Origin of the sequence: Staphylococcus ratti (genome assembly GCF_020883535.1) — a bacterium.
GTDB lineage: Bacteria > Bacillota > Bacilli > Staphylococcales > Staphylococcaceae > Staphylococcus > Staphylococcus ratti.
The window spans coordinates 23629-37535 of record NZ_CP086654.1 but is presented as its reverse complement, the minus strand read 5'-3'; the positions used below and the strand labels follow the sequence as shown (position 1 = coordinate 37535).

Annotated in this window: 11 protein-coding genes, 2 tRNA genes and 1 pseudogene; 1 reads left to right on the top strand and 13 read right to left on the bottom strand. The window is 35.5% G+C overall.

Annotated features, from left to right (window positions below; translation table 11 throughout):
- Positions 1 to 66 precede the first annotated feature (66 nt).
- The 13 genes and pseudogenes from LN051_RS00160 to LN051_RS00100 all read right to left on the bottom strand — a co-directional run bounded on the left by LN051_RS00160 (position 67) and on the right by LN051_RS00100 (position 13305).
- Positions 67 to 2859, bottom strand: a complete 2793-nt coding sequence (locus LN051_RS00160) for a type I restriction endonuclease subunit R (RefSeq protein ID WP_229292632.1) — start codon at positions 2857 to 2859, stop codon at positions 67 to 69.
- A 97-nt stretch (positions 2860 to 2956) separates the two neighbouring features.
- Positions 2957 to 3094, bottom strand: a pseudogene (locus LN051_RS00155) (IS3 family transposase); the annotation flags it as partial.
- A gap of 146 nt (positions 3095 to 3240) precedes the next feature.
- Complete coding sequence (locus LN051_RS00150) at positions 3241 to 4254, bottom strand: zinc-dependent alcohol dehydrogenase family protein (RefSeq protein WP_229292631.1); 1014 nt, start codon at positions 4252 to 4254, stop codon at positions 3241 to 3243.
- A gap of 95 nt (positions 4255 to 4349) precedes the next feature.
- On the bottom strand, positions 4350 to 4652 hold the full coding sequence (locus LN051_RS00145; RefSeq protein ID WP_229292630.1) for an ArsR/SmtB family transcription factor: 303 nt from the start codon (positions 4650 to 4652) through the stop codon (positions 4350 to 4352).
- A 143-nt stretch (positions 4653 to 4795) separates the two neighbouring features.
- Positions 4796 to 5275 carry a 23S rRNA (pseudouridine(1915)-N(3))-methyltransferase RlmH gene (gene rlmH, locus LN051_RS00140; protein ID WP_229292629.1) on the bottom strand — a complete coding sequence of 160 codons (480 nt, stop codon included), beginning with the start codon at positions 5273 to 5275 and terminating at the stop codon, positions 4796 to 4798.
- Positions 5276 to 6030: 755 nt separating this feature from the next.
- Positions 6031 to 7323: an arsenite efflux transporter membrane subunit ArsB gene (gene arsB, locus LN051_RS00135; protein ID WP_229292628.1), complete on the bottom strand. Its 1293-nt coding sequence runs from the start codon at positions 7321 to 7323 to the stop codon at positions 6031 to 6033.
- A gap of 119 nt (positions 7324 to 7442) precedes the next feature.
- Positions 7443 to 8225, bottom strand: a complete 783-nt coding sequence (locus LN051_RS00130; RefSeq protein WP_229292627.1) for an MBL fold metallo-hydrolase — start codon at positions 8223 to 8225, stop codon at positions 7443 to 7445.
- A gap of 27 nt (positions 8226 to 8252) precedes the next feature.
- Positions 8253 to 9029 carry a two-component system regulatory protein YycI gene (locus LN051_RS00125; protein WP_229292626.1) on the bottom strand — a complete coding sequence of 259 codons (777 nt, stop codon included), beginning with the start codon at positions 9027 to 9029 and terminating at the stop codon, positions 8253 to 8255.
- On the bottom strand, positions 9026 to 10363 hold the full coding sequence (locus tag LN051_RS00120; protein WP_229292625.1) for a YycH family regulatory protein: 1338 nt from the start codon (positions 10361 to 10363) through the stop codon (positions 9026 to 9028). The genes LN051_RS00125 and LN051_RS00120 overlap by 4 nt, the downstream gene beginning before the upstream one ends.
- Complete coding sequence (gene walK / locus LN051_RS00115) at positions 10353 to 12185, bottom strand: cell wall metabolism sensor histidine kinase WalK (protein ID WP_229292624.1); 1833 nt, start codon at positions 12183 to 12185, stop codon at positions 10353 to 10355. Before walK ends, LN051_RS00120 begins: the two co-directional genes overlap by 11 nt.
- Before the next feature lie 12 nt (positions 12186 to 12197).
- Entirely contained in the window at positions 12198 to 12899 is a 702-nt protein-coding gene (gene yycF, locus LN051_RS00110) for a response regulator YycF (RefSeq protein WP_229292623.1), read from the bottom strand.
- Positions 12900 to 13150: 251 nt separating this feature from the next.
- Positions 13151 to 13224: transfer RNA gene (locus tag LN051_RS00105), tRNA-Asp, on the bottom strand.
- 6 nt (positions 13225 to 13230) lie between these two features.
- Positions 13231 to 13305, bottom strand: a tRNA-Glu gene (locus LN051_RS00100).
- Between the two features lie 265 nt (positions 13306 to 13570).
- Here LN051_RS00100 and LN051_RS00095 point away from each other — a divergent pair.
- Positions 13571 to 13846, top strand: coding sequence for a YrhK family protein (locus LN051_RS00095; protein ID WP_229292622.1), 276 nt, complete (start codon positions 13571 to 13573; stop codon positions 13844 to 13846).
- Positions 13847 to 13907 lie beyond the last annotated feature (61 nt).

Here is a 13907-nt window from a genome sequence, read left to right as displayed (position 1 = left end):
GTATCTTTTCCTTATGTATATCAAAACCTCTGTAATACTTATGATCACAAAGGTTTGATATCATTTTTAGCTACTATATTTTTCTGTCACTTCTTCTATAAATGATGTCACTGCTTTTTTAGTTTGACGTTTTTCTCTAAGTTTTTTATCTCCAACAATGTCTTTCAAGTGGTCTTGATTCACAATACCACTATATTCAAACTCACCAGTAAGTTTTTTAAGTATTTGTTCATCGACAGCTTGGTGATAGGCGAAATCATTGAATTCTTGTTCTCGTTTCGCATTTTCAAACAATAGATAAGCTTCGTCAATATTATCTTCTTCAGATAATTTAGGTATCACTTCATCGATAAATTCACGAATTAAATCACGTTTCAATCGTAGTTTTGGATCATCCGCGTTGTCTAATATACGTCTTATTTGTTCGCGATTACGTTGTTGTTCTGCTTTGTCTTTCAAATCAATTTGTCGAACTAAGTCCATAATATAGGACACATTTATCATATCATTTCGTAAGATGTCTATCTCAAAATCAATATCGTTTAGGATAGAGACTTTTTCAATTTCACCACGTTTTGGCTTCACTTCATCATATATCGCAAAGTATTTACTCTTATAATCTTCGAATTCTTGTTCATCCATACCAATATTTTCTTCTGTAAAATTGAACTCATCGAATGCTTTTAATCTTAGTATAAGTTTTGAAACTAAACGGAAAGCTTCCACAAATGCTTTTTTCCCATTTTCATCTTGGACGTTATCCATATCTTGCGGCTTTAGAGCAATAGACTTTAATTCAGCTAAAGCATCTACAAATTCAGATTGATACTCATCAAAGCTTCTCATTAATACGCGATTTGTATCATCTGTTTGAGAGAAAAGTTTTAAAGCATTATCTGTATTACGTTTCAGGTCACGATAATTGACGATTTTTCCAAATGGTTTCGTTTCTTTTTCTACACGGTTTGTACGTGAATAGGCTTGGATTAAGTCGTGATATTTCAGATTTTTATCTACATATAATGTGTTTAATACTTTACTGTCAAAACCTGTTAGAAACATATTAACGACGATTAAAACGTCAATTTTGTTGTCTTTGACACCTTTTTTGACATTTTTAGAAATATGATTAAAGTATTCTTGGAAAGTGTCCGTTGAGAAATTCGTTCCAAAGTTATTATTATAATCTTGCATAATTTCTTCCAGTTTATCTCTAGAATGCGCTTCATCTAAGTCATTTTCATTACGTTCTTCATTGGCTGCATAGGTAAACACACCTGTAACTTTTAAAGGATGTTCATAATCCTTACTAATTTTTTTGAAAGTGTCGTAATATTTTATAAGGGCAGGAATACTTTGGACAGTTAAAATAGCTGAATACTGTCTATTTCTTGTATATTTATCGTGGTTTTCTGTGATATGTCGCGCAATGAGTTCTACACGTTTATCAGCGAGCCATACTTCATCTTTATTAATTCCTTCAACCAAATCTTCTTCGGCTGTTTCGATATTTTGTGACTTAAATGTATTGATGTAATCAACAGAAAAACCTAATACATTGCCATCGTGAATTGCATTCTTAATAAGATATGTGTGTAAACATCGACCGAAGATGTCAGCAGTGCTTCGCCCATCTTGACTTTGGTTTTCTTCAAAACGAGGCGTCCCAGTGAAGCCAAAATATTGTGCATTATTAAAATGTTGACGAACAACACGATGCATATCCCCGAATTGGCTACGATGACATTCATCAATGATGAAAACCACTTTGTCTGTCTTATATTGATCTAAGGCTTCAGAGTTATTTTGGATGGCTTTAGACATTTTTTGAATCGTGGTAACGATAAGCGGCAAGCTTTTATCGTTTAACTGTTTAACAAGTTGTGCTGTATTATTCGTCTTATCCACTGAACCTTTAGCAAATTTATTAAACTCCTCTTCCGTCTGGCTGTCTAAATCCTTACGATCTACAAGGAAAATGACCTTTTTGATATGATCTTGTTCTGATAAAACTTGGCTCGCTTTAAATGAAGTTAATGTTTTACCACTACCCGTCGTATGCCATATATAGCCGTTATTACGCGTTTCTGTTGCTTGATGTATTAAAGCTTCCACTGCATGTACTTGATATGGTCGCATCGCCATAAGAATATGATCTGTCTCATTTAAAATCATATAACGTGAGATCATTTTGGCTAAATGACACGGTCTCAAAAACGTATTCGTAAAGTCATTCAGTGTATTAATGCGGTTATTGTCTTTGTCACTCCAATAAAACATATGACTTTTTAATATTTCACCGTCATTGTTAGAAATATAACGCGTTTCTATCCCATTACTAATAATAAATAATTGTATATAACGGAAAAGACCTGTATAGTTTTGTTTTCGATAGCGCATCACTTGATTAAATGCTTCGTTAATCGCAACGCCACGACGCTTAAGCTCAATTTGAGCTAGTGGTAGGCCATTCACTAATATTGTGACATCATATCTTGCTTTATATGTATCCTCTACGGAAACTTGATTGGTAATTTGAAATTTATTTTTACACCAATTTCTTGTATCTAAAAATGATAAATAAACTTCAGACTCATCATCACGTTTTAAAGGTAATTTATCACGTAATATACGTGCACTTTCAAAAATCCCCTTACCATTAATCATCGTTAACAAGCGTTGAAATTCTTTATCTGTCAGCGGCTCTCCATTTAATTTTTCGGCATGACGCTCATTTAAAATTGAACGAAAGTTGTCTAACAGTTGTTGTTCATCCCTAATCGTTACAGTTTCATAGCCATTGGATTTCAATTGTTCCATCATTTCTTTTTCTAATGCAAATTCACTCTGATAAACCATAACATCCCACCTTTATTTCTGTTACAACCAATTATTATATATAAATAGATTTAGTGGTGTAATTTTTATGGTTAACTATTTTGAGTGTATTAGTTAAATACCATCTCCACCACGTATAAACTTGAGTTCTATTTCTAATATTTAATTCATTCATAAAATCTTTTGTAATCAAGATAGCAGCTCTAAGTTCAACACACTTCCACTTAATCTCACTTGAATATGAAACTCTTTTCATAGAAAAACACCTCCGTATGATTCATTTTAATATGAATTCAACGAAAGTGTTTTTATATTATTCCCAATATTTGGGGTCAGCTCGTCAAATAACCTACCTCTTTATTATAAAAGTTCAAACTAATAATTGTGTTCCAAAATTTAAAGTTATTTATTAAAGTCTACGACAATTTTACCAAAAGCGCCTTTAGCCTGGTGTTTATATGCCTCTTTAGCTTGATCAAATGAATAAATTGTATCTATAACCGGTTCAATATTGAGTTGGTCTAATGCTCTAGTAAAGTCTTCGAAAGCTCTGTGATGTCCAACATTAACACCATGAATTTTCGCTTGTTTAGCAAGTAATGAAAATAGATTAACTTCTGCAACCATATTTTCAAGAAATCCTATAACATAAATATTTCCTTGGTATGCTAAAGCTTCAATAGATTTAGCAATACTTGAACCTCCGACAACTTCAACTATATGTTCTACACCATTGCCATTAGTTAATTTTTGAACCTCATTTTCCCAATCTGGATGTGTTTTATAATTTATGACTTTAGAAGCTCCTAGCGCTTTTGCTTTTTCTAATTTTTCGTCACTGCTACTTGTAGCAATTACTTCTGCACCCAATGCCGATGCAATTTGAATAGCAAATATTGATACACCACCTGTACCTTGAACAAGGACTCTATCTCCAGCTTTAATACTTCCATACTCTACCAATGAAAACCATACAACAAAAGCTGCAACTGGTAATGTTGATGCTTGAATATCACTTAATATATCAGGCGTGAATACTGTAGCATCTTCATTTAAGACCATATATTCTGAAAGTCCTCCATCCACAGTAGCACCTAGCGCATGCAATTGCTCATCACTTTTTGGTTTACCTTCTAACCATTTTGTAAACATATGTGACGTAACTCGGTCACCTTTTTTAAATTTTGATACATCTGAACCAACTTCTACAACTTCTCCCGATGCGTCTGAAACTGGTATGAATGGAAATTCAAGTAAATCTGGTGTATATACTCCGTCTACAATTGCTGTATCTCTATAATTCAAAGATACAGAGTTTACTTTTATTAAAATTTGATTTGCTTCAATTTTCGGCTTTTCTACTTCCACTTGCTTCAAATTATCTAAACCAAAATTTTCTAATCGCCATGCTTTCATTATAAAAACTCCTTAGTAGAATATATTTATGGAACGTATCGTCATATAGTTAAACAACGATTTGTAAAAGTGTAAAAAAACTATAAGAAAACGACTTATAGTTCTTTAGCAATTATCTCACTTAAGTACTTTATACCTTGTTCATTTCTTTTATAATATGTCCATTTTCCTAAGCGTTGATAATTTACAAGACCTGCTTTATTTAGTATTGATAAGTGCTGTGAAGCAGTTGACTGAGTCATATTTAATTTATCTTTTATTTGACTAACACAAACACCAATCTCTACTAAGTCAATACCTTCTTGGTCACCGAAATTTCTTTCGGGATCTTTTAACCAATCTAAAATTTGAATTCTTGTGGGGCTTGCTATTGCTTTAAACATTTCTAACTTTTCCATGTTCACACTATACATCGTTAATTAACGATTTGTCAATGTGTTTGTGTTAAAATTTTTGTACTCTTATGTTACAAATACAAGTCTATAATATCCAGACAGCATGCTACGTTCAAATTCACTTTATGAATCTGCAAAAAACCGCATCACTTATGATACGCTTCTCCCCGATTTATTTTAAAAGCACGGTATACTTGCTCTAATAAAACCACTCTCATCATCTGATGTGGAAAAGTCATTTTACTAAATGACAAGGCAAAGTTGCTTCGATTCATCACATCTTGATGTAAGCCATTAGATCCACCAATGATAAATGTGAAGTCACTTGCGCCTTGTGTCATGCACTGGTCCAATTCTTTCGCAAGGGCTTCCGAACTTAACATTTTTCCTTGTATTTCAAGTGTGATAACTGTGGATTGTGGTTTAACTTTAGCTAGTATCCGTTGTCCTTCTTTAGCTTTAACTTGTTCTATTTCTTTCTCACTCATCGTTTCGGGTGCTTTTTCATCAGGTACTTCAATTATTTGAACTTTTGTGTAGGCGCTCAGTCTTTTTGTATATTCTGCAATGGCCTGTTTCCAATATTTCTCTTTTAATTTTCCAACCGCAATAATCGTTAATTTCATAAAAACCTCCAGTTTGTTCATAACTTCCTAGTTATCCACAAGTTATTCAGTTATGCACATATTTATCCTCATTATACCGAATATGCATAAATTATTTAATACGAAAACAGCAATTTATCCACCTTTATTGTGAATAAGTCTGTGTATATGTGTATAACTTTGTGTGTAATGTGGTTATTAACATGTGGATTGTTTATAACCTTTCTGTTTTGTGCACATATTTGGGGATAATTTTTTGGATAAAATGCACATTTATTCATGTAAATTTTTGAAAACAACTCACATAGAGCCGTTAAAATTTTCAGTTATGTATATTACTACGACACCACACAAAATAACCATACCCACTTTAAAATTCATCTATTTTACATCCAAAGCTTAGGGAGCGGGACAGAAATCTATTTGATTTCGTCGTCCTGCCCCTACAAGGCTGACTAGAATTGAACAAGCTGTTTAGCGCTGTTCAATTCAGACAGCTACTGTGCTTTTTTACTTTATTCCTCTTTATATCATGCGGGACAGAAATCTATTTGATTTCGTCGTCCTGCCCCTACAAGGCTGACTAGAATTGAACAAGCTGTTTAGCGCTGTTCAATTCAGACAGCTACTGTGCTTTTTTACTTTATTCCTCTTTATATCATGCGGGACAGAAATCTATTTGATTTCGTTGTCCCGCCCCCACAAGGCTGGCTAGGATTGAAGAAAACTTCTATGCGTATCTTCATTCCAGACAGCTACTGTGCTTTTTTACTTTATCACATTACTATCATTGTAAGATATAGACCTAACAAGGTCATAAACAGAACTGGAATCGTAATCACTATACCAATTTTAAAATATGTACCCCATGAGATTTTTACGCCTTTTTGCGCTAGAACGTGTAACCATAATAACGTAGCTAATGAACCTATCGGCGTAATTTTTGGTCCTAAGTCTGCACCAATGACATTTGCATAAATCATACCTTCTTTTAGACTGCCCGCAACTCCAGATTGGCTAATCGCAAGGGCATCAATCAACACAGTCGGCATATTATTCATTACTGAAGATAAGAAAGCAGAGATAAAACCCATGCCTATTATACTTGTAAATAAGCCGTGGGAGGAGAGTATTGAAAGTATTCCTCCAAGCAATGTCGTAATCCCTACATTTTTTAGTCCAAATACTACAAGGTACATCCCGATTGAAAAGAGAACAATATTCCATGGTGCGCCTTTTATAACTGCTTTAGTATGCACGGCTGATGAACGCTGTGCCAATAAAATAAAGATCAGTGCGATTGTCCCTGCAATCAATGATACTGGTATGTTAATCAGCTCACTGAGGAGATAACCTAATAATAAAAGGCCCAATACAAGCCAAGCGATACGAAACAATTTTTGATCTTTAATGGCTTCGCTAGGTTGTTTTAAATGTTGTGTATCAAATGTTCGTGGCATTGCTTTTTTAAAATATAACCATAACACGACTATACTTGCGATAAGTGAAAATATGTTTGGAATAAGCATACGGCTCATATATTCTACGAAGCCTATATCAAAATAATCTGCTGATACGATATTCACGAGATTGCTTACAATGAGCGGTAATGATGTCGTATCTGCGATAAATCCACTTGCGATAATAAAAGGGAAGACTGCGCGTTCTCTAAAACCTAAGTTGCGCACCATTGCTAGTACAATCGGCGTCAAGATTAATGCTGCACCATCATTCGCAAAAAATGCAGCGACGATAGCACCTAGTAGCATAATATAAAGAAACATTTTAAAGCCATTTCCTTTTGATGCATGGACCATATGAATCGCAGACCATTCAAAGAAACCAATTTCATCAAGAATAAGAGAAATTAAAATAATCGCATTGAAGGTCAACGTGGCATTCCAAACAATCCCCGTTACTTCTCCGACATCATTTAAACTTACGACGCCTGTCAGTATCGCCAATATCGCACCTACCAATGCCGTAATTCCAATGTCTAAGCCTTTAGGTTGCCAAATGACAAAGATGAGGGTCAATAAAAAGATAACAATTGCTAGTATCGTCATCATCTCCGTACACCTTTTATCGTTAATTTGATATGTTCCATTATTTCATTTCTCCTTTTTACGTTGTCTCGCAATACAAAAAGGGTTAAAAACGTTTGTGTCGTTTTTAACCCTTGATGTCGTTATAGCGTATAAATGGGTGTCGCTTGCGCTTTATCTGTATCACACAGTTTCACTTCATTTACGGTATCAATGTCGTGTTCACGTAATATTTGACCAACGCTCATGCGTGCAAGGTCTTTCATATTGTTGTCTTGTGAAAGGTGTGATAAATAGACGCGTTTCGTCTGTCCTGTTATGACATCTGTCATCGCATGGGCAGCATCTTCGTTTGAAACATGTCCCATATCGCTTAAAATTCGTTGTTTCGTTTTCCAGGGATAACGGCACATGCGCAACATATCTACGTCATGATTGCTTTCGAAGATGAAGGCATCGCTGCCTCGAATCATCCCTTTCATACGGTCAGATACATAGCCTGTATCTGTAATCAACGTTAATTTTTTGTAATTGTTATGGAAAATATAAAACTGTGGATCAATCGCATCGTGAGACACGTTAAAAGACTCAATATCGAAACCTGCAATTGATTTCGTTTCATACGGATTGAAAATAAACTTCTGTTCCATAGGAATGCGTGAATCTTTTTTATCAATACACGTCCACGTTTTCTCGTTCGCATAAATCGGCAAGTTGTATTTTCTTGCCAACACGCCTAAACCTTTAATGTGATCGGAATGTTCATGCGTAACAAGAATACCATTTAAATCTGAAATTTTTCGGTCGATTTGATCGAAAAGTGCTTCCATCTTCTTGCCTGTTAGACCCACATCGACTAACAAGCTGCCTTTATCACTTTCTACATAAGTGGCGTTACCTGTACTCCCACTTGCTAAGACACTCATTCGTATCAAGTGACCACCCTTTCTATGTTATTCTGTAATTTGCGGATTTGAAGATACCGCTTCAACGTAATACGTATGGGATTTTCCTTGTTTACTTACAGTAATTTCCCAGTTAGCCTGTAAAACTTGAACATTGGTTTCTTTCACTACCGTATAATAACCAAGTCGAATACTATCAACAGATTGACCCGATTTAAGGTATTGATTGTAATACAATGCTTCAATCGCTTCACGTGCGCTGATGACATTACGTGGTTTATTATTTTCTCCTTTAGACGGACGGATGTCTTCCATCTTCGCTTGCGTTAAGGATTTCGTTTTATTGCCGTCTACGTCAATTGAGAGACGTGCGCGGTTATTGTTCATGATTGGAAAACCGTCGTACGTTTGTTCATAAATGATTTTTCCTTTTTGCGTCTCATGGTATTGGTATTCACTACCACCATAAATATTCGCATCAATGTAAGGTTTTAATGTCGAAATGGGGTCTTGGCTTACATTAACAGCGTTAGACATTTTTTGCGTGAGTGTGAAACCATCTTTGCTGACTTCTGCATGATCATCATCTTTCGCTTCACTTTCAAAGTCATGTGAATCAGCAGTAATCAATTGCATTTTCACATTATCCACTTTTGGCATATCTTTCGGTAGCTTAATATCTTCTTGTTCGAAATTGACGGCATTGTCATTCTCTGAATCGTTTACGTGAGACTTATTCACTTTATCGACGTAAATATAGATTAAACAGAGGTTGGTCAGGAAGAAGACGACGATGAAAAGGGTTTTAGCACGTTTCCAGTTCATGGTTTAATCAACTCCCCGTTTTTAAATTCATACCAGCCACCATTGTATTTAATATACCAAGTTGGTACAAATTGACTATTGTGTTGAATTTCGAGACCGTCACTTGAAGCATCATTAGTAATCATGCGATAACCGACAACCATTTGTTGAACTTTAGAAAAATCAACACCACCATTACTCGCTAAATCAGAACGCACTTCTTCAGCTTCTGGCAAGGCTTTTGGTTTCTCTCCGTTATCTACCGTCACATTGGTTTTAAGCAAACCACGACTGTATTCAAAAATACCACGTTCTCCCCAAATCACTCGAATTTGATTTCGAATTGTCGAGTCAAATATAGGTCGACCATTCACAAACATTTGGTACACCATTTCACCTTTTTCGCTATTTGCTTTAAATAAACGAAAATCATCTGTGAAACCACCATGTTTGTTGATGTAATCGAATGTTCTAGGAATGCTCACATTCATATCGCGTGTACTGTGTTCATCTTCAGACAAGTTCGTATAACTGTACGTTTCATTATTTGCATCATAATTCACCATACCAGTGTTGTTATTATACGTCGTATTGCCACTTTTTGTCGCACGTACAATCGGTGTATCATCAAATAAAATGGAATTTAAATCTTCGACATTGATATTACTAAAAATCGTGCGGTACGTACGCAAATCTTTTGGCGCTTTCGGTGCGTATAAATAAGTGGCTTTATTGACTGTCGTTTGATCTGTAAGAATATCAGTATACGGCTCTAAATTCGTAGACATATGATTCAAATGTTTGTTTACTTTCGCTACTGGAACATCTGTTGACATTTTGATCGCACGTTGACGTTGCGCATCTATCGCATAAACATCGACATGGTTCCGTTTCCCTATATCTAAAACAATCCGATTAAATTTGAAATTTGAAGGTACTTTTGCTGGCACATTCATCACTTCATTCAAATACATCGCAAGCGGGGTGTCTGTCGGGTAGTCTAAAACGATTAAATTATTGCTTAATGCATCTAACGAAAGGACGTTATCATTTTGAAATTCTTCAACTTTTGAAATGTGCTGCTGATGAAAAATATTTACTAAACTATTCACATACGGTGTCGCCGCAGCTCCTTCAATTTTATCTCGGTGCACATGTACCATTTGTAACGGCGTCATGACTTGAACGGCATCTTTATCGTAACGCGCCCCAATTGCTTTAGTACTTTCTTTTTGTGTATCACTGTACGTATCTTTAACATCAGGAGAGAAATTCCATATCATCACAGTTAAAATAATACTCGTTAAAACCAGTATGCCTAAAATGATGGATTTGATGAGCTCTTTAGTCTGCATCCCAATCACCATCTTCTATAATTTCACAAGGTAATGTAATAAATATGGACGTTCCTTGACCTTCAACACTATTCGCCCAAATGCGTCCATTATGTGCTTCCACAATTTCTTTTGAAATCGCAAGACCAAGTCCCGTACCTCCCATTTTTCGTGTACGTGCTTTATCGACACGGAAAAAGCGATCGAATATTTTGTCCACCTTATTAATTGGAATCCCAATCCCATTATCTTTAATACGAACGGTTAAACGATTATGTACAGCGTTTTGTTTCACGTGAAACTCAACACGTTTTTCACCCCGTGAATACTTAATCGCATTAGTGATTACATTGTCGAATACTTGTGTCATCTTATCTGGATCAATTTCTGTAAAGATAGATTGTTTAGGAATGTCACGCACAAATGTTGTATCTTTCGCTGCCATTTCATGACGGTTAATTATTTTATTAATAAACATATTAAAATCAACAATTTCTTTTGTGATTTGTTCTGTTTCATTATCCATTTTAGATAAATGAAGAAGATCGTTAACGAGTCGAATCATACGCTCTGTTTCTTCGCGTGTAACAGATAAAAATTGTGGCGCTATTGACTCATCTTTCCAAGCACCTTCTTCTAAAGCTTCGATATAACTGTTCATAGAAGTCAACGGTGTACGCAATTCGTGCGATACATTCGCAACGAACTCGCGACGTTCATTTTCAACTTGTTGTTGTTCCGTAACATCATGAAGTACTGCGATGTACCCTGTGACAAAGCCTGTATGTTGCACGATGTTACTAAAATTCACACGTGCAATAATGCCTTCTTCTTCGTTAATATCAAGTAGAAAACTGTCATGGTTTTCGCTGAGTTCTTCTAATGTATACGTATCACGTAAGTCTAAAATATCAAAAACGTGTTGCCCCGTAACATCTTCTTTCATTTTACCGAGCATTTTTAGTGCCATATCATTAATAATACGCACGCGACCACGTCGGTCTGTCGCAATAATACCATCGCTCATATGGGTGATGACAGAGTCTAGACGTCGTTTTTCACTCTCTGTATTCGCTTGTGCTTCTTGCACACGTTTGGACAAGTTATTGAATGCCAGTGCCAACTCACCAATCTCGTCATTACCATAGATTTTTACACGTTGTGTGTAGTTCCCTTTGGACATCTCTACAGTTTGGTTACGCATATCTGTAATCGGTTTTGTAATTGTACGCGCAATAAAGAACCCTAGTACTACCGTAATAATGAGTGAAATTACCGTTCCAATAATAAAGATTTGGTTAATGTTGCTTAATTGGTCATAAACTTGATTGATATTAGATTCAATGTAAATATCACCAATAATCCCTTTGCTTGTAGTCACAGGCATGTTTTTAACCCAAACACGCTGTTTACCTTCCCCATAATCTTTAAGCACTGTATCGGAGTTTTCTTGCCCAAGTGACAGTGCTTTTTGAATTGAACTTTCATTTGCTTTTTGATTAATCATATGGCGATGAGACTGTTTTGACGTCGCCAATATGATTTGATCGGTATCGATGAAGCGAATTTCAATCATTTCATTGCGGTTCGCATATTCATTCAATAAATTTTGAATGTCTTTTTGTGTATTCGTGGTTCCATTTTCATCCGCATATATTTTCTCAATACTGAGCTCTATTTGTTTCGCATTTTGGGAAATATTTGTTTTAAATGTATCGGTCATTTCCTTTTCAAGGCTATTGGTAAAATAAAGACCGATAATTTGCATACCGATAATGATAAGTAAAACATAAACAATAACGAGCTTAGTGTGAAGGGATTGAAATTGTTTTAACCACTTCATATTAAGCATCCTCTAATCGTGTTGTTGAAGAAAGTATCCTACACCACGACGTGTAACGATATAGTCCGGGTGAGAAGGATCATCTTCAATTTTTTCACGTAAGCGACGAATCGTTACGTCTACTGTACGTACATCACCAAAATAATCATAACCCCATACAGTTTGAAGTAAATGCTCACGCGTCATAACTTGCCCCATATGATTCGCTAAATAATGAAATAATTCAAATTCACGGTGTGTTAAGTCGATATCTTCGCCGCGTTTTTTAATAGAATACGCATCTGGATAAATCACAATATCTTTAATCGTAATGTCATTCGATTGAACTTCAGCATCTTGTGTCGGTTGTGTATAGTGACGTCGTAAATTCGCTTTGACACGCGCGATTAATTCACGTGTACTAAACGGCTTCGTAACATAGTCATCCGCCCCTAATTCTAGGCCTAATACTTTATCAATTTCAGAGTCTTTCGCCGTTAGCATAATAATTGGCATATCATACTTTTTACGTACTTCACGGCAGACTTCCATGCCGTCTTGTCCTGGCAGCATAATGTCTAATAAAACGATGTCTGGCTCTTTTTCGTAAATCAAATCTACAGCATCATCACCGTCATATGCTACAAAGACGTCATAACCTTCCTTTTTCAAATTAAATTCTAATATATCCGCAATTGGTTTTTCATCGTCTACTACGACTACTTTTCTCGCCATATGCTTTGACCCCATTTCATATTAAAGTGCAAAATTATACGTTTCCAATTGGCATAATCCTATACCTTATAATGTATCACTTCTAAAGGTCGAATTCTATCTATTTACTTTATTTCACTTCTCTACAAATATAAAAAAAGCAACGTGTTAAGTAGTGTCTTAACACATTGCTAGATTAAAAAGTTATATTTTCACGATACTATTACTTTTAATAATAAAAAATGCCCATCCATATTTGGATGAGCAAGTAGCGGTCCCGACGGGAATCGAACCCGCGATCTCCTGCGTGACAGGCAGGCGTGTTAAACCGCTCCACTACGGGACCATATCATGGTGACTCCTACGGGACTCGAACCCGTGTTACCGCCGTGAAAGGGCGGTGTCTTAACCGCTTGACCAAGGAGCCTCTTTTGAACACAAGATTGATTATAGCACCCTGTATTACGGTTGGCAAGATAATTTTTAAATTTTTTTCAATAAACTTTCACATGTGCTTTACAAAAGCTTTTAAATCATTACAAATCCTGTCATATCAGCATTTTTCAAATGCGTCCTTCCAAAATAACACGACGTTCAACTGTCATTTAATCCACGTGATTTCATTTTTAGATGAAATGCTTTTAAGTACAATCGGGTAAAGTATATAAAATCGATAAAGGAGGATATTTAAAATGCCTAAAAAATTACAACCGCAACTGAATTTCACTGAACAAAAACATGCGAAATCTTTCATATATAAAGCACTCTATCAATTGAACGATGTCATTCTCGGTCTCATTTTTTTAATAGGAAGTTTTTTATTCTTTTCAGAGTCTACTGTTTTTCAAGGTACTGTACTTTTCGTAATAGGAAGTCTCCAAATGATTATACGTCCGCTCATTGCTATGCTTCATGATTTACATATGGCAATGCTTGATCGTAAAAAAGATGAAGTGAAGAAAGTGTAAAAAAACCGGAGAAGGACAGCACGCTGCCCATCTCCGGTTCTTGTCTATGTTCAATGTATTT